Origin of the sequence: Paraburkholderia sp. Clong3, assembly GCF_050436485.1 — a bacterium.
GTDB lineage: Bacteria > Pseudomonadota > Gammaproteobacteria > Burkholderiales > Burkholderiaceae > Paraburkholderia > Paraburkholderia tuberum.
In genome coordinates this window covers 1,810,968-1,834,414 of record NZ_JBNDMH010000003.1, presented here as the reverse complement: position 1 = coordinate 1,834,414, position 23,447 = coordinate 1,810,968, and the positions used below count along the sequence as shown (strand labels likewise).

The following is a 23,447-nucleotide window of genomic DNA, read 5'->3' as shown; positions in this document are numbered from 1 at the left end:
CGTCAGTGCGCGGTCGAAGCGGGAGCAGGGGACGCGGCCGAATGCGCCGCTGGCGACGCATCGGGGGCGGGCCGCGCGTCGACCCGTTGACCGGGCTGCACCTTCTGCCAGCCATCGACGATCAGGCGCTCGCCGGGCTTCAGACCGTCGCGCACGGTCCAGCGTCCTTCGCCCTGCTCGCCGAGATAGATATTGCGGCGGACCACGGTGCCGTCGTCCGCGACCAACGCGACGCTTGCAATGCCGTTGTCGAGCTGCACCGCGCGCTCGGGAATACGGATGCCCCGCACATTGCCCGCCGCGATGATGCGCCCGCGCACGAACTGCCCCGGCAACAGCGTGCGGTCCGGATTCGCGAACTGCGCGCGCACCGTCTGCGTACCGGTCGACGGATCGACGACGAGATCGGCGAAGTCCAGAAAACCGCGCTCGTTGTAGACCTGGCCGTTGGCAAGGATCAGTTGCACCTCGACGTGCTTCATCCTGGTCGGCTTGCGCGCGCCCGACTGGATCTGCTGCTGGAAGTCGAGCATCGCGGTATTCGACTGCGTGAACACCGCGTTGATCGGCGTCAGTTGATTGACCTGCGTGAGCAGCGTGGCGGCGCCCGCGTTGACGAGCGCGCCTTCGGTGACGAGCGCGCGGCCCGCGCGTCCGGCGATCGGCGTGCGCACGATGCAGCGATCGAGCCGCAATTGCGCAAGCGAGACCGCAGCTTGCGCATCGGAGACATTGGCCTGCGCCTGCTGCATCGTCGCGAGCGCGGCGTCGTATTCCTGCGCGCTGACCGCATGACGGCCGACGAGCGGCTTGAACCGGTCCACCACCGACGCCGCGTTGTCGCGCACGGCGCTCGCGCGCGTGAGCGCGGCCTGCGCCTGCTGCAACTGCGCGCGATAGTCGCTCGCGTCGATCTGGAAGAGTGGGGCGTTGGCCGGCAGGTCCGTGCCTTCCTGATAGAGCGTGCGCTGGACGATGCCGTCGACGCGCGCGCGAATCTCGGCGGTGCGCACGGCCTCGATGCGGCCAGGCAACTCGACGACATCGGCGACAGGGGTGGTGGAAACCGTTTCGACCAGCACGGGAACCGGTGGCATCGACGCGGCGGTGGGAGTCTGCGACCGGTCGTTGCAGGCGGCAAGCAGGAGCGGCAAACCGGTGATCAGAAGCGATACGGCACGACTACGCAGGCGGAGTGCGGAGCAAAGCAAGAGAAACTCCTTTGATCAAGGCAGTCTTTTTTGCGCGTGAGATCGGTGACGGTTTTAACGGTTTGCGGTCGAATTAACTATTCAGAACGTGTGTGGGTGCGTTAATGCGGGGAAAAGATTTCTGTTGATCCTACCGTGTCTGGGTGGCTTGTCAATTTATTCTTGGTGGTCGCGAGTGGAATGGACTCGCAAGGACCAGGCGGCGGGCGCAGTGGTCACGACCGGGGGATTCCCGCTCGCAGACGAGATCTTGAATGGTAATTGTCAATTACATGTCAATTGCCATCCAGCAATTGCCGCAATTCAAAGGCATGCAATTGTCATCGAAATCGATGCGCCTGAAAATAATATTCCGAGTCGCCACACACTCACGTACGTTTGCGCTCCGGATGGCGCAACACCGAATGGTTGCGGCCGTATGACAGATAAATCGTCATGCCGATCACGAGCCACACGACGAGCCGCAGCCACGTGACGAGCGGCAAGCCGACCATCAGCAGCAGGCAGAACAGGATGCCGAGCACTGGCACGACCGGCACGGCGGGCGCCCGGAATGGACGCGTCGCCTCCGCGTCGCTGCGCCGCAGATAGATCACCGCGCCGCACACGAGGACGAACGCGAACAGGGTGCCGATGCTGACCATCTCGCCGAGCACGCCGATCGGTGTCAGCGCCGCCACGATCGCGACGACGGTGCCGATCAGGATCTGACTCAGATAGGGTGTATGCAGACGCAGATGGACCCTCGAGAAAAAGTGCGGCAACAAACCGTCTTGCGACATCGTGAAGAAGATGCGGCTTTGTCCATAGAGCAGCACGAGTATCACGGTGGTCAGCCCCGTCAACGCGCCGATTTTGATCAGGATCGAGAACCACGTGAGCCCGATCGCGTCGACGCCCTTGGCGATCGGATCAGGAACGTTCAGCTCGGGGTACGGAACGAGGCCGGTCAGCACACCGGCGACGAGGATGTACAGCACCGTACAGATGATCAGCGAGCCGAGAATGCCGATCGGCATGTCGCGCTGCGGCTGTCGCGCTTCCTGCGCGGCGGTCGACACCGCATCGAAGCCGATGAACGCGAAGAACACCACGGCCGAGCCGCGCAGAATGCCGCTCATGCCGAAACTGCCGAACTGGCCGGTATTGGCAGGAATGAACGGATGCCAGTGTTCCGGCTTGATGAAAAACACGCCGATGGCGATAAACGCGACCACCACGGTCAGCTTGATCGCGACCATCACGTTGTTGAGCCGCGCCGACTCCTTCGTCCCCAACACGAGCAACGTGGTCAGGATCGCGATGATCAACACCGCCGGCAGGTTGATCACGCCGGTGACCGTCGAGCCGTCGGCCAGTTTGACGATGGTGCCGGGGGCGGCGGCGAGGGTAGGTGGAATGTCGATGCCGACGTTGCGAAACAGGCTCACGATATAGCCGGACCAACCGACCGCGACGGTCGCGGCGCCCATCGCGTACTCGAGGATCAGGTCCCAGCCGATGATCCACGCGAAGATCTCGCCGAGCGTCGCATACGTGTACGTGTAGCTGCTCCCGCACACAGGCAGCATCGCCGCAAGCTCCGAATAGCACAGGCCGACGAACGCGCACGCGATGCCGCCCAGCACGAACGACAGCGTGATGGCCGGCCCCGCGAACTGCGCGGCGGCGGTCCCCGTCAGCACGAAGATGCCTGCGCCGATGATCGCGCCGATGCCCATCGCGGTGATACTCGTCGCGCCCAGCGTTTTCGACAGGTGACGGCCTTCTTCGACGTCGGCGCTGGCGACGATATCAGCAACGGTTTTGCGTGCCATGTAACCGGTATCGGCCATGATAAGTCGTCCCTTTTCAGTGTTGATCAGGCACGAACCGGTTAGGCTGCCATCGGCTCGTGGAGCACGACAAAAACATCCGTCGCCGCGCACGGCAATGGCCACGGCAAGTGCGAAGAAAGCGTCGAACGGAAAATTCAGTCTATGCCGGATTAAAGGCAAAGTGAAATCCGCTTGCTTTGTCGGCGCGATGGGGCAGTGCGATGGCAGGCGCGCGCAGCGCCGGGCGTGCCGCGGGCCGTGGGTGCATTTGTGCATTGCGATCGCAAGCAAGGCCTCTGGTTCGATTCAGGAGGGCTTACGATGTGCGATTGCGGGATCGGCAAGCCAACGTGGACGATTTCAGGCTTGCGGGGTGGACCTCAGCCGATCCGTCCGCGCCGCAGCACGCCGCTCAGACCGAGCGAGTGGCCTGGGTCGTAGTAGTGAATGAGGAGCGTGCGCCGCTGTCCGTTCTGTACGTCGAGGTTCGCATGCTGAAGTGCGAAGCCGTTGAATTCGTAGACGCTGCCCGGCTTGACCGGAATGCGTTTGCAGTTGCCGACACGCAGATCATGCAAGGTATGCCAGCTGCGCCAGCTGAGCGGCAGGCTGTGCAGGAAGCCATGGCGTATCTTGCAGATCATGTTGGTCAGCGTCGTTACGGACAGGCGCGGCTTGCGGTACATCACGAGGTCGCCGTTGTGAACTCCGTCGGGTGCGAGCTGAAGCGGAATCAGCAGCGTTAGCAGATGGGAGTCGTAGTGGCGGCAGTGGCTCTCGGTCAACGAAGTCTTGCTCGCACAGCGCAGTACGTGGAACGGCTCAGTCGGTAAGTTTGTCTGACCGAACTTCGCAGCCATCGCGCGCGCATTCGCGCAGATCGACTGCTCGAGTTCGCGAAAGGCCTGACCGCGACGCAGCATCTCAGCAATCTTTGCGCCGGACTGCGAGCGCGGTGCCGTCGTGCCAAACAGGTGGTCGATGAACTCATTGATTTCGACGATCGACTCCTGCGGAATCACGTCATCAAAAGACCTCAAAGCGACGCTTTTGTCGATTCGAATCTGCTTAGTCTCTGTATGCCCACGCACGTCTGTCAGGGTGTCCATAGCCCAAATTTCCATTCGCTTTTTATTCTACGGCCGTATTGAAAAATATCCCCTCCGAGGCGCGCACAATGTGCGCCAGCGTACATAAAGTCCTCAGGCGATTGAGCTCGATCATTAAATCTAAAGTCGGATTCATCTGACAGCTTTTGTAAATCTCGTTGGGCCGATTTGGAAAATGCTGCGACTGCGACGATTCAGCTTTGCCCAGGTACGACATTACAGCTTTGCCGCTACATCACATGTCCCCGCCAAGTTCAAATGTCGGGGTTTGCACTAGATTGAAATGTCGGGTTTTACGGTGCTTTTCTTATGTTTTTGGGGTGGGCGGCGCAGCCGCCCACCCCCCGTTCTTCATGTTTTTTGCGGCTCACTTCGTGCACGACCTGAGTGACGTCCGCTAGCGTGATCGCCCGCTGTTTCTTCAGGCCCACCAGCGCTTTCTTCGCCCGGACGTCCTCTCCAATATGGGTGCGTGAAGGCGAGCCGGAAACGCGCCGGTCATCACGCTGCGCCTGCACCAGCCTCGCAACCGCCAATGCCGCGGACAGCCGCTTGTTCTCAACCTCCGCGCCCTGATCGATCTGCGTGATCCGGTCGTATTCGCGATAGGGCAACACGCGGCCCGCCGCCTGAATCTCGACGGCTCCGTTCCGGTATTCAACGACCTCGACGTATTCATGCATCAGACGCCGGTTTGCCTCGGTGTCCTGCAACATGTACATCACCCTGTCGTACTGCACCGTCAGCGCATTGGAGACCTTGCGCGCCACGCGATAGGCCAGGATCTGCTTCAGGTCCTCGTCGTCACGCAGCGGCCGGTGCGCGTTGTGGTCGCTCTTCGGTGGCTTGCCAAAGCGCCGGTTGAAATCGGCGATGAAGGAGGGCGCATACGCATTGGCCGCTTCCCGCGTACTGATGTTACGCAACCTCAGTTCCTTGACGAGCCGGTCCTGCAACGTCAGGTTGGCGCGCTCGACACGCCCCTTGGCCTGACTCGTGTTCGCACAGAACGCCTCGAATCCACAGACCGGCGGCCATCATCAGCGCGCGCACCGTCTCGACTGACAAACTGATGCTGTGGCATTCCCGAAGCTTCTCGCACGCCAGTGTCGGTCCAAAATCGGCATAGCGCTCGCGAATGATCGCCAGCGCGCGTCGCGCCACACCGTCGGACAATTGATGGTTGCCCGCCCGACCGCGTTTGCCGGAGACCAGTCCTGCAACGCCTGCGGCCTGATAGCGCAGCACCAGGCGCTCAAGCTGACGCACGCTCAACGCGAGCCGGTCCGCGGCCTGGCCCGGCTTCAGCCGCCGCTCGCAAACGGCCTGTACCACCTTCAACCGGTCCAGCTCGGTCATCGACATGGTGATCGTCCCAGATGCGTTCATGGCCGGCGCTCCTTAAGGAATGCTGGCCACCAGCCTGAACCCGCAAACACGACATTTCAATTTAGCGGAAACGCGACATCTGAACTTTGGACTAACATCACAAATGTTGATAATTTATCTTATGTCAAATTGTGAATTCTTCGGAAAAGGCTTCCGCTACGCCCCGCACGGGCCACCGTAGATGCGCGTGCCGCGTGTCGGCCCTCCGCCACAAGCGATGCACACCGATGCCCGGTGGACGATCGCGAATCGTCCGAACCGAGGCTCTTTCGCCTGCCACAACTGACGCCGGGTGCAGCCCGATTCAGTGACCAACAAAACTGGCGCAGCAATTCAATTTCCAATTTTTATGGGTGGGCCCAATCAGAGCCCTCACGAATTAAGACGCGGCCATGCGTACAGATTAATTTGTGCGAGCCACATGCCGCAATTAGACAACTGTTAAATACAGCTTTGCGCACCATAAGAATAAGCTTTGTAGCGAAAGCCCATGCCGCTATCGCAGCTCGCGCGGATTTTTATCGTCGGCTATTGCCTTGTGGCTTACAGACGTTTCGCATTTCTCTCAACCGGCGAGCGTGTCATCGTTGAGCGACTGTGAATGGGCTACGTGCATTTCGACGTGGCGTACGGGTGCAACGTGTTCGCCACCCTCCCACTTGCCGCGATCTGAGATGCATGTTCGAACACGCGCAGACGCTCGGCATCCGCAATCAGTCGCTTCTTCGTCATCGAGCGTCCCGCCGATCCGAAGCCCATCACCTTTTCGTACTCACGCGGCCTGCCGTGCCTGAAGCGATTAAAGAAGTCATCGCCCGGCAGGCCGTTGTCGAGGCTCATCAGGCAGCCATAGTCGAGCAACGCGCAATCGCTCAGTGAACGCGCCGCGTCCTCCAATGCGCGATAGCGGCTTTGCAACGGTTCGTCGCGACCGAAAAGCGCGTGCAGTTCCTGATAAGTCACGAGTCTTTTGCGTTTCGCGGCACGCAGTAGCATCGCGGCAATATCGCGGGTCCTATCCATGTTCATGTCGTTCTCCTTACCGCCTGCTTGCAAGCGCCCAATGGCAACCGATGAAAACGCTGTCAGCTTTTATCGCGGTTATGCGTATCGAGTCGGAAACTGCCCGGCATAAAATATTTCCGGTATTGAACGACGCAGCTAAAATTAAGCGGGTGGTTACTGGATTCGGGCTTCACAACGCCACTCTGCGCGAATGTCCCGTTTACATATAATCCGCTGGAAAAACGCCGCGAAGGATTTTCAATCTTCAGCACCTTTTTCGCAGCTTTCCAGCGAATCGCCACCCTGCATCGAAAAATGCATTCCAATTACATTCGCAAAACAGGAATCCGCGCACTCAAACGGTTCAGTCTGCCGACCTGCCGCCCGCACTTAAAAGCGCCCGACGTCAAGCCGGATGCGGCCTGGCGGTATCCGGGCTGTCAGAGCGGGCCGAGCCGGATTGACGTCTTTGAATCACATCAATCAGGTTAGCAAACGTTAAATTCAATCGCAAGAGAGATATTTAAGATTTTAGAAAGAAAACATCGTGTAACCGCCTTACGGGAGGATCGCGTGATTTTCTATCAGAGGAAAAACGCGATTGATTTTTTATTCTTTTGGACACATCGGGCGATTTTTCGATTATCTGTAGGTGGCGCGCCCTCCTCACTGTCTACCCCAGTAACCGATTGAAATCCGGTCAGCGACCCAACGGCGGAGTTCTCCGATGCATCCACCAAATGACGATTTGCCGACCGTCGCACGGCGTCTCACGGCGGGCCAGAAACTGCTCGACGGCGTCGCTGCGGCCGAGGTCGCGAGACAGATGGGCATGGCCAAGACCACCGTCGAGCGATATCGCAAGCTATTGGAGCAAGGTGGGCTCGAGGCGCTGAGAAACATGAGCGTCGGCGGCCGCCATTCCGCACTCGCGGTGGCGGATCTGAACTGGTTGGCCCAGGCGCTGAGGGCCTCACCGCGGGACTACGGCTTCGACGCCGACGGCTGGAGCAATGCGCGCATGCGCGAGCTGATAAGCCGTCAGTTCGGCATTTCGTACTCGCGAGTCTATGTATGGCAACTGGCCACCAGACTCGGCGTGTCTTATCGGCTCGGCCGGAATGCGCAGTAAAACGGCGGCCGTACCCAGCTAAAGCACGCGCGTGCGCATCGGCTCAGGCGCTATCTCGTACCTTTGGCAGAAACTGCGGCGCCAGTTCGACCTTCGACCATTGGAACGGCAACGCGCCGCGACTGCGCCGCACTTCGCTCACATGAAACCGCACGAGCCGCTGCGCGCCCGCAAATGCCGCTAGTTCGTCGCCGTCCCAGATGATCTCTGCTCGCACCGCCAGATAAAGCAGATCGCCGGTTGCGAAGTCGATAAACAGCAGACCCGCGCGCGGATCGTGCACGAGGTTGCCGATCGTGTTGAAAAAGCGGTTGCCGCTGTAGTCGGGCGTGGTCAGCGTAGTTACGTCGTCCACGCGCACGAAGCCCGGCGCACCGCCGCGATGGGAAACGTCGATCCCCTTTCCCGGCCCCGCTTCCTCGCTCAGATTCGCGCTGGCGATAAAGAACGTGTCCGCGCTCGCGAGCAACTCGCGGTCCGCACTGCTCAGAAGCGTGGCGATCTCGGGCTGCGCGCGCGTCGCGGCCGCGTCCCGCTCGATGAAAGACGGCGCGCGGCTCTGGATATACTTCGGGCAATTGCCGAAGCTCTGCGTGACTTCGACCTGCAACGTGTCGCCTGCCACGGACCGGACGACGCCATTTGCCCGATTGCGCCGCCGCGTACGCGGCTCGATGCCCAGCGCACCGAGCTGCGCGCCTTCGCGCCAACCCGCGGCGAGCGGATCGCCAGCCAATGTGCCACCTTCGATGCGCAATGTCCGCGCATCCGGTGACGAGACGAAACCCGGCGCACCCGCACGCAGCGTCGCCCACGGCTGAGCGCTCGCATCGACGCCGCCGATCACGACGAACGGCTGCGCGGCAAAGAACTCGCGATGCTGCTCAGGCATGAATCGGCGAATGCCCCGACGTCCCATCGACTCGGCCACCTCCCGCACACCCGCGCGCTTCTGCGCATCCTGCTCGCCGGCATGAAACGGCGACGTGTCGCCTCCCCAGCTATTCAACGGGACGAACTCGGACATGATCGGACTCCTTTGCAAGATCTGACGCAGCCGTCAACACGTATCACGCCGCCAGCAAGCCCGCCTTCGTCGAAGGCATCGCGATGAAACGCGGCAGTGCCTCCACGCGCTGCAGCCACGCGCGAATGTTCGGATACGGCTGCAACGACACGCCGCCCTCGGGCGCGTGAGCGATATACGTGTGCGCGGCGATATCGGCGATCGTGACGTGCGCGCCAGCCACGAACGGCTTACCGGCAAGCTCCTCGTCGATCACGTCGAACAGCTTGACGGCGATCTGCTTCGCACGTTGGTGGTCGAGCGGCGCGCCGAACACCGTCACGAGCCGCGCCGCGCACGGCCCGTAGGCGATCTGGCCAGCCGCGAGCGACAGCCAGCGCTGCACCGCCGCGGCGCCGCGCGGATCGTCCGGCAGCCACGATGCGTCGCCATAGCGCTTCGCCAGATAGACCAGAATCGCGTTCGAATCGAACAGCGTGAGCTCGCCGTCCTGAATCGTCGGCACCTGACCGAATGGGTTCAGCGCGACGTACTCGGGCTTGCGGTTGTCGCCCGCCTTCATGTTCAGCTCGATGACCTCGAACGGCAGATCGAGCAGCGTCAGAAACAGCTTCACGCGATGACCGTGGCCTGAAAGCAGCGTCGTATACAGCTTGATAGGCTCGGCGGGTCTGGCAGCGGGCATGGATGGCTCCGGATACGTTGAATGACACGCCCAGCATAAGGCGTAGGCACTGTTGCGCGGAAGCCCGATAATCCGGGAAACACAGTCAAGCGAGAATGGACAATCGATCATGGCCGATGTGCGCAACGTGAACCTGAACCGCCTCGCGATCTTCGTCGCGGTCATCGACGCGGGCTCGCTGAGCGCCGCCGCGACGCGGCTCGGGCTCGCGAAGACGATGGTCAGCACGCACATGCAGAGGCTCGAGGCGGAGGTCGGCGCGAGCCTGCTGGTGCGTACCACCCGGCGGCTCGGCGTCACCGAGGCGGGCCGCGCGTTCTACGAGGCGAGCGTGAAGATTCTGCATGCCACCGAGGACGCGCTGAACGCGCTCGGCGGGGAAACCTCACCGGTGCGCGGCACGCTGCGCGTCAGTGCGCCGAACGACTACGGCACGCTCGTCGTCGCGCCCGCGCTGGTCGAATTGCGCCGCACGCATGCGCAGCTCGACGTCGAGCTGCTGAGCAGCGACCGCTACGTCGATCTGATCGCCGATGGCATCGATGTAGCGATCCGGCTTGGTCGCCTCGCGGATTCCAACTATCGCGCGGTGAAGCTCGGCAGCTTCGTCAAATGGCTCGTCGCGAGTCCGGAGTTCCTGCGGACGTGGGGCGTGCCGGGCACGCCGGCCGCGCTGGAGACGCTGCCCTATTGCGCGTTGTCGGTGCTGCCGCATCCGTTGACGCTCGATTTGCGGCACGTCGACGGCAAGATCGCGAGCGTGCGTTGCGCGTCCGCGTTGCGCGTCAACACGGCCGATGCCTGCCGCGCGGCGACGCTCGCGGGCGGCGGCATCGGTCTGTTGACGGATTTTTCGATCGCGGACGACGTCGCGGCGGGACGGCTGATCCGGCTGCTGCCCGAATGGGCGAGCGCACCGGCGAGCATTCAGGCCGTATTCCCGCCGACGAGTCACCCGCCGGCGAAGGTGCGCGCGTTGATCGATACGCTGAAGCGAAGGCTCGCGGCGGAGCCTGCGGATTAGCACGGCAGATCCTTCTGGCGCTCCATTCCAGCGCAACGGCGGTTAGCTTCTATCCGCGTTATCGCCCGATTTGCTCTACTGCGACGATGCGCGCCGCACCCCGCGGCCTCGCCTGATCGTCAATGTGGAGAGCTTATGTCCGCCATTTCCCGTCCTGCTCAAGGGGTTCTCAGCGTCGCGTGTCCGAGCGCGGCGTCAAGGTGATCGACGCCACCGCGCATTTCGTCACCGACGATCTCGACGAAGGTCCGATCATCGAGCAGGGAGTCGAACCGGTCGATCACTCGTACAGCCCCGAACGGCTGCTGACGACCGGACGCGACGTCGAATGCATTACGCTCGCGCGCGCGGTCAAGGCTTTCGTCGAGCGGCGTGTGTTCATCAACGGCGAGCGCACCGTCGTGCTGCGGTAAACAGAAAAACGCCGCTGAAAAGCGGCGTTTTCGTGTGCTGCGCCGACGCCTGGCCGAGTTACTTCACCCAGCTATCCACCCGGTCCGCATGCGCGCTGACCCACGCGTCGGCCGCTGCAGCCGGCTTTTCGCCATTCTGCGTGGCCAGCATCACCGTGTCGATCTCGCCCGGCTTCCATTGGAACTTCTTCAGGAACGCGACCACTGTCGGCGCTTTTTTCTCGAGCTCGGGATTCACCACGCTATCCACGTGCTCGGCTTCACCGAATACCTTCTTCGGATCGTCGAGGAACTTCAGCTTGTACTTGGCGAACATCCAGTGCGGCTTCCATCCGGTCACGATGATCGGCTTGCTGGCCGCCTCCGAGCGCGCCAGTTCGGCGGTCATCGCGCTTCCGGAACTCGGCATCAGCTGATAGTCGAGCCCATAGGCCTTGATCGCCTCGCTGGTTTTCTGCATCACACCCGCGCCGGCGTCGATGCCGACGATGCGCGCGCCGAACTCCGCCTTCTTCGCCTGCAGATCGCCGACGCTCTTCACGTCCGCGTTGTCCGGCACGATCAGACCGATCTTCGCGTCGTTGAAGTTCGGCCCGAGGTCGACCACCTTGTCCTTGAAGTTGTTCCAGTAGGCGCCGTGCGTGACCGGCAGCCACGCGGACAGCGTCGCGTCGAGATCGCCGCGCGCCACGCCCTGCCACATCACGCCGGCCGCCACCGGCACCAGTTGCACCTGATAACCGAGGCGTTTTTCGATCACCTCGGCGGCCACGTTCGAGGTCGCCACGCTATCGTCCCAGCCCTCCACGTAACCGATCTTGATGGTCGGCTTCGAATCGGCCGACACGCCCGCACTGACCGCCGCCAGCATCACCCCCAACGCGCTTGCCACCACTATCTTTCCGATCAGTCTCATCGACGTTCTCCCGTTGATCCATTTGCCCACTGACGCGTTTGCCATCGAACCGCACATCGCGTATTCAGAATCGCCAACCAGAATTGCCGGGTAGCGTTGTTTTGCGACATGCAGTTGTCCGCATGCGACTTCCACGCAATTCCGCCCAGTGTTTGCCGTGTTCTTGTGGTGTTATCAGTCGTATTACTTGTCGACGACGAGATCGGTCAACGGCTTGCTACAGCACAGCAGCACCATGCCCTGATCGATCTCGCGCTGACGGATACCGCCCGCGTGCTTCATCGCCACTTCGCCGGACACGAGCTTCACCTTGCAGGTGCCGCACATGCCTTGCGTGCACGACGCCGGCAGCCGCACGCCCGCCTGCTTCGCCGCATCGAGCACATGCTGGGCGCCGCCGCACTCGATCTCGCGATGACTGCGCGTAAAGTTCACCTTGAAACGCGTGGCGGTTTCGGCCGGCGCGCACGCATCGCTCAGCGTGTGCGCGACATGCGCTTCGGCCAATTGCGCGGCCACTTCGCTGACGGTCTCGAACGAGAAGCTTTCCTCGTGATAGTGCTGGCGATCGAAGCCGCCTTCATCGAGCAGATTGCGCACCGCCTGCATATACGGCGCGGGGCCGCACGTGAAAATCTCGCGCTCCAGAAAATCCGGCGCAATCAGTTTCAGCAGCGGCAGCGTCAGAAAGCCGGTGATGCCGGGCCAATTGGTGCGCGTGCCCACGCGTTCGCAGACGAACGCGGTGCGGAAATGCGCCTGATTGGCGGCGATCAGATCGAGCTCGCGCGCGAAGATGATGTCGTCCGGCGTACGCGCGCTGTGCACGAAGACGATATCGCTGTCCTCGCCGAGTTCATGATGCGCGCGGCTCATCGACATCAGCGGCGTGATGCCCGAGCCCGCCGACAAAAACAGCAACTTGCGCGCCGGATGCCGCGCGCAGGTGAATTCGCCGGCTGGGCCCAGCACGCGTACCTGCATACCCGCATGCAGATGGTCGTGCAGCCAGTTGGACACCGGGCCGCCCGGCACGCGCTTGACGGTGATCGAAATCGTATGCGGCCGTGTGGGCGCAGACGAGATCGTATAGCAGCGATTGACGCGCTCGCCGTCAATCTCCAACTCCAGCGTGATGAATTGCCCCGGCTCGAACACGAACGCCCGACCGGATGGCGCGCGGAAGAAGAAACTCTTCACGTCGTGCGTTTCGCTGCGGACCTGGCAGCACTCCAGCGTGTCGTCGGCGTCGCTGTTCCAGCGCGCCGGCAGCGCGTCCCAGAAGCGCGGCTGCGTGACGCGGCTCGGCGCGTCAACTGGATTCTGCGAAGTCTGCTCGATGTCCGGTTGAAACATGGCCTGATCGCGCATCATGGTTGTCCCCCCGCGTCTCATTGCGGTCTTGCGCTCAGCGCACGAACGACACGACTTTCTCGTCGTGCACCGCCCGTGAGTTCCCGTCGTAATCCGCGAGACGGCCGATATACCACTCGCAGAACTTTTCGACGAGTCCTTCGGTGAACGGCGAATAAGGACCCGGCTCATACGCGCTGCTCGTCGCGCCGCGCTGCGAATATTCGACGAGCGCGCGATCCTGGTCGTTGGTCGCGCGCCATACGGCGGTCAGATTGTCGAGGTCGTAATCGATGCCTTCGCGCGCGTCCTTGTGCACGAGCCATTTGGTGCGCACCAGCGTCTTGCCGGCCGACAGCGGAATCGCCGAGAAACTGACGATGTGGTCGCTCATGAAGTGATGCCACGAGTTCGGCTGGGTCCAGAACGACAGGCCGCCGAGATCCGCATGCCTGAAACCGCCGAGCAGCTTCTTCGAGGCGACCTTCGCGTCGAGCGTCTGCGATTCGCCGTCGCGATCGAGCGGCAGACGTTGCGTACGAAACCCGGTGACCAGGTCGGCAAGCCGCTCGATTTCCGCCGACGGCAACTGCATCGCCTCCCACTGCGCGGTGCGGCGCGCGACCGTCGTCTCGAACGCGGCCATGCCCTCCTCGTTCGCCGGCGTGCGCTGATAACCGAAACCGTATTCGTACAGCGAGATGGTCAGCTCCGGATGGTTCGCCACGCAGTGATAGCACTCGCGATTGTTTTCCATCGTCAGCTTCCAGTTGCCCTCCTCGATGATGTCGATCGACGCGGCGATCTTGCAGCCGGCCAGATCGTGCGGCAACAGATACGGTTCCATCGCGGCGCGCATCACGGCGAAATCGGCGGGCGGCTGCTCGGCGAGGCAGATGAAAATCAGTCCGGCGAGATTTTCGACATGCACCGCTTTCAGACTATGTTTGCAGCGCTCGAACTGCTCGCCCATGTGCTCGGCGAACATCAGGTCGCCATTGAGGCTATACGTCCAGCTGTGATACGGGCAGACGATATTGCCGAGCGAGCCCTTGCCGGTATTGCACAGACGCGCGCCGCGGTGGCGGCATACGTTATGAAACGCACGCACCCGCATGTCGTCGTCGCGCACGATCAGGATCGAATCGTCGCCGATCTCGACCGTCACATAGTCGCCCGGTTCGGGCACGTCGGGCTCGACCGCGACCTGAATCCAGTGCTGGCGGAAAATCGCGTCGATGTCGAGCGCGAAGATGGGCTCGCTGGTATAGAACGGCGCTTCCAGCGTGTAGTTCTGCTTGCGGCGTTCGATCATTGCGCGAACGTCTGCGGAAACTTTCATTGTGTGCTCCGTTGCGTGTCACGTCTGGCGCCGCGCCAGGCCCTCCTGGTCGCATGCTGGCCCGAGCCGGAATTCAGTAATCCACCAGTTGATGCTCGCGCAAATACGCGAGTATCACTTGTGCTTTTTCGACGGAACTCCCTTCAATTACGACGCTGCCGCCGCGGCTCTCGGTTGTCGTCGCTGACAGCATGCGCGCGTGGCCCGAGCGCTTTTCGGCGGCGGCGAGGCGCACCGGTTTCGCTGTGGCGGGGCCGATCGTCCATGCGGACTGTTCGCGAGTGGTGCCGTGCCGCGCGTCGGCGACCGGCGCGACGGCGCGCTCGATCGTGCCTTCGCGCATTCGTGCATACGCGTACGAGGTCGCGACGTTCGCGAGCGGATGCACGGCAACCAATGCCGGCAGCCGCACTTCGACGCGCCGTCGTAGGCCCTTCGGCATGAACTGCCGGACCTGCGCCCGACCGTCGCGCAGCGCCACATCGACGGCGGTGCCGACGAGCGGCACCGCCAGCGCATGCGCGACGCGATACGGCAGCATGCCGCTATCGAAACCGCCTTCGGCGCGCGTGCCGGTCAGCACCAGCTCGTAGCCACGCAAACGCCCGGCGAGTTGCGGCGCAGGATCGGCGTCGGGCGGCATCTCGAGCACTTCGATCGAACGCGCGCCGAGCGCCAGATACTCGTTCAACGCGGCGTTCGACGGATCGCCCGCGTGCAGCACGTCGAGCGTCGCGCCATGCGTTCTGACGAGCAACAGCGCCAGCGTCAACGCCGCCGCATCGTTGCGGCTGTAGCGCGCGACGCCGCTGACCGGGTGACGTCCGACTGAAACCAGCACGGCGATCTTCATGCGAGCACTCCTTCGGCAAGCTTGCCCGGCCGCAGCAGCGCGGCCGACGTGGCGCGGGCACCGCGCGCCGCGGCCGCCGCCTCGTTGAGCGCCGCGATGGTTTCCTGCGCGTCGGCGATCACGGTCAGATTCGCGCGCTTCGCGATCGGCGCGCTCGCGTCGAGATTCACCGCGATCACATGGCGGCAATCCTTGATGCCTTGCAGATGCTGCACCGCCCCCGAGATGCCGAACGCGATATACACGCTCGCCTCGACGGTCTTGCCGGTCGCGCCGATCTGCTTGTCGCGCGTGAACTTGCCGTCGTCGACGGCAACCCGGCTGGCACCGATCGCCGCGCCGAGGGTCGTCGCGAGTCGCTCGAACGCGGGCACGTCGCTGACGCCGTTGCCCGCCGACACGATGAAATCCGCCTCTTCCAGCGCGACCTGCGCCGCGTCGATTTCGTCGATGCCGAGATCGTGTATCGCTCGTTGCGCGACCGTGCTGTCCGCTTCGCGGTCGAAGCGCCACGCGACCCGCTCGCCCGCGCCGACGAACGGCAGCTTCGGATCGACCGCATTCGGCTCGAGCAGCACGACCTCGGGCAGCGCGCGGCTGGCGAGCGCCGTATTCGCGCGAATATAGGTGCACACGTGCCCGGCAGCGATCTCGACGACGTGCGTCGCGACGCTTGCATCGACCACCGCCGCATAGCGGCGGCCGAGGTCGCCGTCGCCGGTCGCGTTGTCGGGCAGCAAGACATGGGCTGGCGCATAGGCCGCGACGCAGGCCGCCAGCGCATTCAGTTCGTCGTCCGGCGCGTACGTGTGGCGATTGAACATCGGCAATTCGATCAGCTTGTCGGCGCCGAGCGCGGCGGCATCGCCGGTGAATTCGCCGAACACCAGCAGCACGACTTCGCTGTGCGTGTCCGCGATCAGCGCGGCGGCCGCGAGCGTCTGGCGCGCATGTTCATCGAGCGCGCCGCGGTCCGCGTGCGCCGCGACCAGCAGCACATGGCGCGGCGCGGCCGTCGTGCGGCGCGGCTTCGGCTGTTCGCGATGCGCGGCGTGACGCGCATCAGCCAGCGACGCACTGCCGCCGGCGTCCGCGATGCCAATGACGCCGAGCGTGATGCGCCTGAGTCCCTGTGCCGTCACCGCGAACGGCCGGCGCGGATCGATTCGTTTGAGCGTGTTCATCATCGCGTTACTCCAGCGCCGCGGCGACCAGTTCGGCCACGTCCAGCACTTCCGGTCGCGGCCCCACCACCCCTTCGAGCATCGCCGTGCAATTCGGACAGCCGACCGCGACGATCTCCGCGCCGCTCGCGCGCGCGTCGTCGATACGGATGTCGGGAATCCGCCGTTTGCCCGGGATATCGGTCAACGGTGCGCCGCCACCGCCACCGCAGCAGCGTCCACGCAGGCCGTGACGCTCCATCTCGACCACCTTGATGCCGATGCTCTTCAGCACCCGGCGCGGCGCTTCCGTCTCGCCGTTGTAGCGGCCCAGATAGCACGGGTCGTGATACGTGATGTTGCGCGCCGCGACGGCGGCGGCCGCGCGCGGCGACAGCTTGCGGCTCGCGATCAGTTCGTCGATCAGCGCCGTGTGATGCTGGACCTGATAGAACCCGCCGAGCGCGCGATACTCGTTGCGCAGGCTATGCAGCACGTGCGGATCGGCGGTAACGATGCGCGCGAACGAGTACTGCGCGAGCGTCCCGATCAGCGTACGGGCCAGTTGCTGGAACGTCGCTTCGTCGCCGAGCCGCCGCGCGGTGTCGCCGGTATCGGTCTCGACACCGCCCAGCACCGCGTAATCGACGCCCGCGCGGTTCAGCACCTTGACGAGCGCGCGCAGCGTGCGCTGATAGCGCATGTCGAACGCGCTTTCGCCGGCGATCAGCAGCACGTCCACCTGACGGCCCGGCTGCGCGACCTGCACCTGCAGATCGACGGCCCAGTCGTAGCGCGCGCCGATGTCGTAGCCGTTGAGGCTGCCGGTTTCGCGCAGATTCGCGAGCGTCGCCGGCCCCTTGCCCGGCACGCTGCCTTCGACGAGCGTCTGATTGCGGCGCATGTCCACGATCGCGTCCACGTGCTCGATCAGCATCGGGCACTCCTGCACGCAGGCGCGGCAGGTCGTGCAGGACCAAAGCGTGTCCGCTTCGATCAGCGTCGAGATCAGCGGCTTGGCGGGCGCGCCCGCGTGCTTGCCGACCGGAATGCCGGGCGTCGGGCTGCCCGCGTACTGCGCGTCGGTGCCGCCGACCATGCCGGTTACCAGATCCTGAATCAGCTTCTTCGGATTGAGCGGCTGACCGGCCGCGAACGCGGGACACGCCGCTTCGCATTTGCCGCATTGCACGCAGGCGTCGAAGCTGAGCAACTGGTTCCAGCGGAATTCGAGCGGCTTGCCGACGCCATATTCCTTCGCGTCGAGCAGCGGGGTTTTAAGCGCGGTGGGCGGCACGGCATCGCGAGCGTGACGCGCTGCGGTGGAATCGCCAAAGCGCTCCTGACGCGGATGAAACGCGAGATGCAGCAGTCCGGCCAACGCATGTTTCATCGGGCCGCCACGCGCCGCGCCGAGCGTCATCGTGAATGCGCCCGCCGCGATCAACAGCGCGACGATCACCGCGAGCGCGCCGGACATCATCGTCGCCGGAAGCGCGATGAACAGCGCGAGACCGAGCGCGAACGCGCCCAGTAGCAACGGCAACTGATCCCACGGCCCGCGCGAGAGTCGCGCCGGCACCGTCTTCGCGCCATGCCGGCGGCGCCACACGAACACCGTGCCGATCAGCATCGCCAGCGCGGCGAGAAAGATCAGTTTGTCCAGCCACGGCGAGTAGATCGCGAGACCGTAGTTGACGAACACGAGCGCCATCGCGAGGATCGCTCCGCCCGCCGTGGCGACGTGCGTGCGGGCGATATACGGATCGCGCGCGACCACGTGATGCAGGTCGACGAAGTAACGCTTCGGGATCGCGAGCAGATTGGCACAGCCATAGGCGCCCGCGACGGTCGCACGGCCCTCGCGCCAGTAGGCGGCGCGGCGCGCCAGCGCGAACGCGAGACCGGCCACCGACACCCACAGCAGGACGGTGATGACAAACACGGGGCTCATCGTCAGAAATCCTTGCAAAGGCGCAGCGCGTCGTAGATCGCGCCGTGAATGTTGTGCATCGAGATGCAGTCGCCGACCCGGAACAGCAGGAAGCGGCCGTCGCCGAGCTGCTCGTCGAGACACGGTTGCGGTTCGGACGCGAACAGCTTGTGCACGTCGACCTGGCCGAGATTGACCGATTCAGGCTTCAGCTTCCAGTAAAGCCGGTCGTTCGGCGCACTGCCGTTTTCGATCACCACCTGATCGACCGCGCGCTCCTCCTGCTCCTCGGTGTACTCGTTGCGGATCACGGCGATCTTCTTGCCGTCCTCCTCGTACACCCTGTCGAGCCAGTAATTGGGCGTATGGATCACGCCTTGCGCGTACAGACGGCGATAGAAGATCGGGAACGTGGTGCCGCCGACGTCGTCGGCGACCTTCACGTCGGGCGTGACGATCTCCACGTTGGCGCCGCGGCTCGCGATGAAATCGGCGACGCCCGCACCCGCATGCGTGCTGACGCCGTCGTACACGAGCACGTTTCTGCCCGGCTCGACCTTGCCGGCCAGCACGTCCCACGAACTGACCGCGAGCCCCGCGTCGACGCCCCACGCCGCGACCTGCCACGTGAACGCCGAACCGCCGGTGGCGAGCACGACGATGTCGGGCTTCTCGGCCATGATGGTCCGCTCGTCGGCGGCGACACCGAGGCGGCGCTCCACGCCGAGGCGCTTCGTCTCCATGTCGAACCAGCGCACGATGCCCGCCATCTGCTCGCGCTGCGGCGCTTTCGCCGCCAGCATGATCTGGCCGCCCACGTGATCGTTCTTTTCGAACAGCACCACGTCGTGGCCGCGCGACTTCGCGACGCGCGCCGCTTCGAGCCCCGCCGGCCCCGCGCCGACCACCACGACCTTGCGCTTCGGCCCGCGCGACCTGGCGATCACGTGCGGCATCGTCGCTTCGCGCGAGGTCGCCGCGTTCTGCACGCACAGCACGTCGAGCCCGTTGTACTGACGGTCGATGCAGTAGTTCGCGCCGACGCACTGCTTGATTTCGTCCTCGCGGCCATCGCGGATCTTGATGACCATATGCGGATCGGCGATCTGCGCGCGCGTCATGCCGACCAGATCGACCATGCCGCTCGCGAGCAGCCGCTCGGCCTGGCCCGCGTCGCGAATACTTTGCGCGTGCATCACCGGCACCTTGACGACCTGCTTGATGCCGGCCGCGAGATGCACGAACGGCTCGGGCGGCAGCGCCATCGGCGGCATGCAGTTGGCGAGCGTATTGTGGGTGTCCGCGCCGGAACCGATCACGCCGAGATAGTCGATCAGACCGCTTTCGCTCATCGCCTGGGCGATTTCCTTCAGCTGCTCGTGATCGAGCCCGTCTTCATGGAATTCGTCGCCGCACATGCGCAGGCCGACGCAGAAGTCGGCGCCCACCGCCGCGCGCACCGCCTGCAACACTTCGACGCCGAAACGCAGGCGGTTTTCGAGCGAGCCGCCCCATTCGTCGGTACGGAAGTTGGTGCGCGGGCTCCAGAACTGATCGATCAGATGCTGGTGCGCCGCCGAGATCTCGATGCCGTCCATGCCCGCATCCTTCACGCGCTTCGCGGCCGCCGCGAAGTCGCCGATGATGCGGCGGATCTCTTCGACCTCGATGATCTTCGCGTTGCCGCGATGCACCGGCTCGCGCACTCCCGACGGCGACATCAGATGCGGCCAGTGCTCGCCGTGAAACGCCGAGCGGCGTCCCATGTGGGTGGCCTGAATCATGATTTTCGCGCCATGCGCGTGCATCGCTTCCGCCAGCCGCGCGAGCGGATCGACGATCCGGTCGGTGGCGAGATTCACCGACTTCCACCAGCCTTGCGGGCTGTCGATCGACACCGGGCTCGAACCGCCGCACACGGCGAGTGCGACTCCGCCCTTCGCCTTTTCCTCGTAGTAGCGGATATAACGGTCGCCGGGCAGGCCACCCGGCTCCGCATAGACCTCCGCGTGCGCGGTACTGACGATGCGATTGCGCAGCGTCAGCTTGTTCAACGTGAGCGGCTTGAAAAGGTTCGGGTAGCGCATCGCGATCGACCTCGGAATGCCCGGATTAGATTGACGCGAGCGGCGAGACTTCGAACACGCAGTGCTCGTGTCCCTCCGCCGCGCAGCGTGCTTCTTTCGACTGCGACGGCGGGCCCTTGCGCGCGCCGTCGGGCGCGGTATCGTTGACCCAGTCCATCGCGCCCGCGAACCAGCCGGCGAACATGTAGCAAAGCTTGCCGGTCTTGCCCGGTTGCGCGAGCACGAACGACGAGTGCCGCAATTCGATCCGCGCATGCGAGCTGGCCGGATCGGCTTCGATGATCCTGAAGATGCCCCAGCCGCGCTGCGACAGACGGTTCAGGTAATGCTCGAATACCGCCATGCCGGCAAGACCATGTTGCTTCGCTTCCTTCTCGCACCAGAAATAGGCGGACTTGTGACCGGCCTTGTAGAGAATCCCGGCGTACGTGTCGCGGCCGAGCGCTTCCTCGACGGCGACGTGGTTGTTGGTGAAGAAGTGGCGCGGCACGTACAGCATCGGCAGCGCGTCGGTGGTCCAGACGCCGGTGTCCGGATCGACGTCGATAGGCAGTTGGGGTTGCATGTGGAGACTCCGTTTCGTATCCGCTATGAAAACAAGGGCTAAAGCTCACACCTTCCAGACTTCGCCGAACACCCGTAGCCAGTTTTCGCCCATGATCTTGCGGATGCGCGTCTCGCTCCAGCCGGCGCGTTCCATCGCGGCGGTCAGGTTCGGAAACTCGCCGATCGTGCGAATGCCTTCGGGATTCACGACCTTGCCGAAGTTCGTCAACTGGCGATAACGGCCCTTGTCGTGCGTGATCCAGTCGAAAAACTCGGTGCTGTAGCCCTGCGTGAAATCCGTGCCGATCCCCACCTGGTCTTCGCCGATCAGGTTCACCACGTACTCGATCGCCTCGATATAGTCCTCGACGGTCGCGTCCGGTCCGCGCTTCAGGAACGGCGCGAACATCGTCACGCCGACGAAGCCGCCCGCGTCCGCGATCTCCTTCAACTGCTCGTCGGTCTTGTTGCGCGGATGCTCCTTGGGCCCGGACGGGCAGCAATGCGAATAGCAGACCGGCTTCTTCGACGCCGCGATCGCCTCCGACGACGTCTTGCCGCCCACATGCGACAGATCGACCATGATGCCGACGCGGTTCATCTCCTGAATCACTTCGCGCCCGTAGCCGGACAGACCGCCGTCGCGTTCGTAGCAGCCGGTGCCGACCAGGTTCTGCGTGTTGTAGCAAAGCTGCACCACGTTGACGCCGAGATCCTTGAACGCTTCGATATAGCCGAGGTTGTCCTCGAACGCATGCGCGTTCTGGAAGCCGAAGATGATGCCGGTCCTGTTCTCTTGCTTGGCGCGGAAGATGTCGTCGGTGGTGCGCACCAGCGTGAGGATCTCGCTGTATTGGCGGATTTGCTGCTTCATTTCGGCGATGTTGTCGACGGTCTTCTGAAAACTCTCCCAGACCGACACCGTGCAGTTCACCGCGGTCACGCCGCCCTTGCGCATGTCCTCGAACACCGAGCGCTCGAACTTCGAAATGTTCAGCCCGTCGATGATGATGCTGTTCTCGTGCAGTTGACTCATCGTTTGCTCCACGCGTACTCAGTAAATGGGAAAGCGCTCGCACAGCGCGAAAATCTCGCGGCGCACGCGTTGTTCGGTCGCGGCATCGCCTTCGGGCGACACGCGCAGCGCATCGAGCACCGCGACGATCAGACGCCCGACCTCGCGAAACTCGCTGACGCCGAAGCCGCGTGTCGTCGCCGCCGGTGTGCCGAGGCGGATGCCGGAGGTGATGGTCGGCTTCTCCGTATCGAACGGAATGCCGTTCTTGTTGCAGGTGATGCCCGCGCGCTCCAGCGCCTGTTCGACCTGATTGCCCTTGAGCCCCTTCGGCCGCAGATCGACCAGCAGCAGATGGTTGTCGGTGCCGCCCGTCACCAGATCGACGCCGCCCGATGTGAGCACCTCGCCCAATGCCCGCGCGTTCGCGAGCACGCTGTCGATATAGGTTTTGAAGCCCGGCTGCAGCGCCTCGCCGAATGCGACCGCCTTGCCGGCGATCACGTGCATCAGCGGGCCGCCCTGCAAGCCGGGGAACACGGCAGAGTTGATCTTCTTTGCGATCTCCTCGTCGTTGGTCAGCACGAATCCGCCGCGCGGACCGCGCAAGGTCTTGTGGGTGGTCGACGTGACCACGTGCGCATGCGGGACCGGATTGTCATGGCGGCCGGCCGCGATCACGCCGGCGATATGCGCCGTGTCCACCATCAGCTTCGCACCGGCGCCATCGGCGATCGCGCGCAGCCGCCCGAAGTCGAGCGCGCGCGGATAGGCGGAGAAGCCGGCGATCAGCAGCGTCGGCTTGTGCTGTTGCGCCAGTTCCTCGATCTGCTCGTAGTCGATCAGCATCGTGTCGCGCCGCACGCCGTACTGCACCGCGTTGAACCACTTGCCCGACATCGCGGGTTTCGCGCCGTGCGTCAGATGCCCGCCCGCGTCGAGCGACATGCCGAGCACCGTATCGCCCGGCCTGGTGAGCGCGAGCATCACCGCGCCGTTCGCCTGCGCGCCGGAATGCGGCTGCACGTTGGCGAACTTCGCGTCGAACAGCTGCTTGATACGATCGAGCGCGAGCGTCTCGATCGCGTCGACGTATTCGCAACCGCCGTAGTAACGCTTGCCCGGATACCCTTCCGCGTACTTGTTGGTCAGCACCGAGCCCTGCGCGTCGAGCACCGCGCGCGACACGATGTTTTCCGACGCGATCAGCTCGACTTGCGACTGCTGACGCTCGAGCTCTTTCAGAATGGCGCCGCGCACCGCCGGATCGCGCGGCGCTAGCGAGTCTTCGAAGAAGGGATTCGGGTTCGACATGGAAGGTCCGTGAGAACGTTGACGGGGAGGCTGCTGCGGGTTGCCGGCGGGATCGCGCTACCGCTTTGCCTTGGGTCTATTCTTGACGGTCACCCGGCGCGTCTATTTACGAA

Annotated in this window: 19 protein-coding genes and 1 pseudogene; 3 read left to right on the top strand and 17 right to left on the bottom strand. The window is 63.7% G+C overall.

Features of this window, described 5'->3' with window-relative positions; translation table 11 throughout:
• Positions 1-2: 2 nt before the first annotated feature.
• The 5 genes and pseudogenes from OKW30_RS31770 to OKW30_RS31750 form a co-directional block, all read right to left on the bottom strand.
• Positions 3-1,211 (bottom strand): efflux RND transporter periplasmic adaptor subunit, encoded by a 1,209-nt coding sequence (locus OKW30_RS31770; RefSeq protein ID WP_429348571.1) that lies wholly within the window; start codon positions 1,209-1,211, stop codon positions 3-5.
• A 368-nt stretch (positions 1,212-1,579) separates the two neighbouring features.
• Complete coding sequence (locus OKW30_RS31765) at positions 1,580-3,046, bottom strand: amino acid permease (RefSeq protein ID WP_429348570.1); 1,467 nt, start codon at positions 3,044-3,046, stop codon at positions 1,580-1,582.
• Positions 3,047-3,408: 362 nt separating this feature from the next.
• On the bottom strand, positions 3,409-4,137 hold the full coding sequence (locus OKW30_RS31760; RefSeq protein WP_429348569.1) for a hypothetical protein: 729 nt from the start codon (positions 4,135-4,137) through the stop codon (positions 3,409-3,411).
• A 293-nt stretch (positions 4,138-4,430) separates the two neighbouring features.
• Positions 4,431-5,526: pseudogene (locus OKW30_RS31755) on the bottom strand (helix-turn-helix domain-containing protein).
• A 606-nt stretch (positions 5,527-6,132) separates the two neighbouring features.
• Positions 6,133-6,555, bottom strand: a complete 423-nt coding sequence (locus OKW30_RS31750) for a hypothetical protein (protein ID WP_429348568.1) — start codon at positions 6,553-6,555, stop codon at positions 6,133-6,135.
• Between the two features lie 703 nt (positions 6,556-7,258).
• Between OKW30_RS31750 and OKW30_RS31745 the strand changes: the two genes are divergently transcribed.
• Positions 7,259-7,663 (top strand): helix-turn-helix domain-containing protein, encoded by a 405-nt coding sequence (locus OKW30_RS31745; protein WP_429348567.1) that lies wholly within the window; start codon positions 7,259-7,261, stop codon positions 7,661-7,663.
• Between the two features lie 43 nt (positions 7,664-7,706).
• Here the strand turns inward: OKW30_RS31745 and OKW30_RS31740 are convergent, their stop codons facing one another.
• Both OKW30_RS31740 and OKW30_RS31735 read right to left on the bottom strand, forming a co-directional pair.
• Positions 7,707-8,690 (bottom strand): pyridoxamine 5'-phosphate oxidase family protein, encoded by a 984-nt coding sequence (locus OKW30_RS31740; RefSeq protein ID WP_429348566.1) that lies wholly within the window; start codon positions 8,688-8,690, stop codon positions 7,707-7,709.
• Between the two features lie 43 nt (positions 8,691-8,733).
• On the bottom strand, positions 8,734-9,375 hold the full coding sequence (locus OKW30_RS31735; protein ID WP_429348565.1) for a glutathione S-transferase family protein: 642 nt from the start codon (positions 9,373-9,375) through the stop codon (positions 8,734-8,736).
• Positions 9,376-9,484: 109 nt separating this feature from the next.
• Here OKW30_RS31735 and OKW30_RS31730 point away from each other — a divergent pair, with 109 nt between their 5' ends.
• Together OKW30_RS31730 and OKW30_RS31725 are read left to right on the top strand one after the other, a co-directional pair.
• Positions 9,485-10,399, top strand: coding sequence for a LysR family transcriptional regulator (locus OKW30_RS31730; protein WP_184073004.1), 915 nt, complete (start codon positions 9,485-9,487; stop codon positions 10,397-10,399).
• Positions 10,400-10,521: 122 nt separating this feature from the next.
• Positions 10,522-10,812, top strand: coding sequence for a formyltransferase family protein (locus tag OKW30_RS31725; protein ID WP_429348564.1), 291 nt, complete (start codon positions 10,522-10,524; stop codon positions 10,810-10,812).
• Between the two features lie 58 nt (positions 10,813-10,870).
• Here OKW30_RS31725 and OKW30_RS31720 read toward each other — a convergent pair whose 3' ends face one another.
• The 10 genes from OKW30_RS31720 to OKW30_RS31675 all read right to left on the bottom strand — a co-directional run bounded on the left by OKW30_RS31720 (position 10,871) and on the right by OKW30_RS31675 (position 23,334).
• On the bottom strand, positions 10,871-11,728 hold the full coding sequence (locus OKW30_RS31720) for a glycine betaine ABC transporter substrate-binding protein (protein WP_184038367.1): 858 nt from the start codon (positions 11,726-11,728) through the stop codon (positions 10,871-10,873).
• Between the two features lie 183 nt (positions 11,729-11,911).
• On the bottom strand, positions 11,912-13,102 hold the full coding sequence (locus OKW30_RS31715; protein WP_429348563.1) for a 2Fe-2S iron-sulfur cluster-binding protein: 1,191 nt from the start codon (positions 13,100-13,102) through the stop codon (positions 11,912-11,914).
• Positions 13,103-13,136: 34 nt separating this feature from the next.
• Positions 13,137-14,423 carry an aromatic ring-hydroxylating oxygenase subunit alpha gene (locus OKW30_RS31710; RefSeq protein ID WP_429348562.1) on the bottom strand — a complete coding sequence of 429 codons (1,287 nt, stop codon included), beginning with the start codon at positions 14,421-14,423 and terminating at the stop codon, positions 13,137-13,139.
• Positions 14,424-14,496: 73 nt separating this feature from the next.
• Complete coding sequence (locus OKW30_RS31705) at positions 14,497-15,276, bottom strand: electron transfer flavoprotein subunit beta/FixA family protein (RefSeq protein WP_429348561.1); 780 nt, start codon at positions 15,274-15,276, stop codon at positions 14,497-14,499.
• The gene (locus OKW30_RS31700; RefSeq protein WP_429349203.1) at positions 15,273-16,460 is read right to left on the bottom strand and encodes an electron transfer flavoprotein subunit alpha/FixB family protein; all 1,188 of its coding nucleotides are present in this window, start codon (positions 16,458-16,460) and stop codon (positions 15,273-15,275) included. The genes OKW30_RS31705 and OKW30_RS31700 overlap by 4 nt, the downstream gene beginning before the upstream one ends.
• Positions 16,461-16,467: 7 nt before the next feature.
• Complete coding sequence (locus tag OKW30_RS31695; protein WP_429348560.1) at positions 16,468-18,393, bottom strand: (Fe-S)-binding protein; 1,926 nt, start codon at positions 18,391-18,393, stop codon at positions 16,468-16,470.
• Positions 18,394-18,395: 2 nt separating this feature from the next.
• On the bottom strand, positions 18,396-20,459 hold the full coding sequence (locus OKW30_RS31690; protein WP_429348559.1) for an FAD-dependent oxidoreductase: 2,064 nt from the start codon (positions 20,457-20,459) through the stop codon (positions 18,396-18,398).
• A 25-nt stretch (positions 20,460-20,484) separates the two neighbouring features.
• A complete protein-coding gene (locus OKW30_RS31685) occupies positions 20,485-21,024 on the bottom strand; it encodes a DUF5943 domain-containing protein (protein ID WP_018425095.1) in 540 nt (179 codons plus the stop codon).
• A 45-nt stretch (positions 21,025-21,069) separates the two neighbouring features.
• The gene (locus tag OKW30_RS31680; protein WP_429348558.1) at positions 21,070-22,041 is read right to left on the bottom strand and encodes a dipeptidase; all 972 of its coding nucleotides are present in this window, start codon (positions 22,039-22,041) and stop codon (positions 21,070-21,072) included.
• Positions 22,042-22,059: 18 nt separating this feature from the next.
• The gene (locus tag OKW30_RS31675; protein ID WP_429348557.1) at positions 22,060-23,334 is read right to left on the bottom strand and encodes a serine hydroxymethyltransferase; all 1,275 of its coding nucleotides are present in this window, start codon (positions 23,332-23,334) and stop codon (positions 22,060-22,062) included.
• Positions 23,335-23,447 lie beyond the last annotated feature (113 nt).

What these genes read in the sequence shown, in the direction of transcription:
- OKW30_RS31680 (WP_429348558.1), bottom strand. Translation starts at nt 22,041, where the DNA reads ATGAGTCAACTGCACGAGAACAGCATCATCATCGACGGGCTGAACATT.
- OKW30_RS31750 (WP_429348568.1), bottom strand. Translation starts at nt 6,555, where the DNA reads ATGAACATGGATAGGACCCGCGATATTGCCGCGATGCTACTGCGTGCC.
- OKW30_RS31675 (WP_429348557.1), bottom strand. Translation starts at nt 23,334, where the DNA reads ATGTCGAACCCGAATCCCTTCTTCGAAGACTCGCTAGCGCCGCGCGAT.
- OKW30_RS31685 (WP_018425095.1), bottom strand. Translation starts at nt 21,024, where the DNA reads ATGCAACCCCAACTGCCTATCGACGTCGATCCGGACACCGGCGTCTGG.
- OKW30_RS31745 (WP_429348567.1), top strand. Translation starts at nt 7,259, where the DNA reads ATGCATCCACCAAATGACGATTTGCCGACCGTCGCACGGCGTCTCACG.
- OKW30_RS31730 (WP_184073004.1), top strand. Translation starts at nt 9,485, where the DNA reads ATGGCCGATGTGCGCAACGTGAACCTGAACCGCCTCGCGATCTTCGTC.
- OKW30_RS31720 (WP_184038367.1), bottom strand. Translation starts at nt 11,728, where the DNA reads ATGAGACTGATCGGAAAGATAGTGGTGGCAAGCGCGTTGGGGGTGATG.
- OKW30_RS31740 (WP_429348566.1), bottom strand. Translation starts at nt 8,690, where the DNA reads ATGTCCGAGTTCGTCCCGTTGAATAGCTGGGGAGGCGACACGTCGCCG.
- OKW30_RS31710 (WP_429348562.1), bottom strand. Translation starts at nt 14,423, where the DNA reads ATGAAAGTTTCCGCAGACGTTCGCGCAATGATCGAACGCCGCAAGCAG.
- OKW30_RS31725 (WP_429348564.1), top strand. Translation starts at nt 10,522, where the DNA reads ATGTGGAGAGCTTATGTCCGCCATTTCCCGTCCTGCTCAAGGGGTTCT.
- OKW30_RS31765 (WP_429348570.1), bottom strand. Translation starts at nt 3,046, where the DNA reads ATGGCCGATACCGGTTACATGGCACGCAAAACCGTTGCTGATATCGTC.
- OKW30_RS31715 (WP_429348563.1), bottom strand. Translation starts at nt 13,102, where the DNA reads ATGATGCGCGATCAGGCCATGTTTCAACCGGACATCGAGCAGACTTCG.
- OKW30_RS31705 (WP_429348561.1), bottom strand. Translation starts at nt 15,276, where the DNA reads ATGAAGATCGCCGTGCTGGTTTCAGTCGGACGTCACCCGGTCAGCGGC.
- OKW30_RS31690 (WP_429348559.1), bottom strand. Translation starts at nt 20,459, where the DNA reads ATGCGCTACCCGAACCTTTTCAAGCCGCTCACGTTGAACAAGCTGACG.
- OKW30_RS31735 (WP_429348565.1), bottom strand. Translation starts at nt 9,375, where the DNA reads ATGCCCGCTGCCAGACCCGCCGAGCCTATCAAGCTGTATACGACGCTG.
- OKW30_RS31695 (WP_429348560.1), bottom strand. Translation starts at nt 18,393, where the DNA reads ATGAGCCCCGTGTTTGTCATCACCGTCCTGCTGTGGGTGTCGGTGGCC.
- OKW30_RS31700 (WP_429349203.1), bottom strand. Translation starts at nt 16,460, where the DNA reads ATGAACACGCTCAAACGAATCGATCCGCGCCGGCCGTTCGCGGTGACG.
- OKW30_RS31760 (WP_429348569.1), bottom strand. Translation starts at nt 4,137, where the DNA reads ATGGACACCCTGACAGACGTGCGTGGGCATACAGAGACTAAGCAGATT.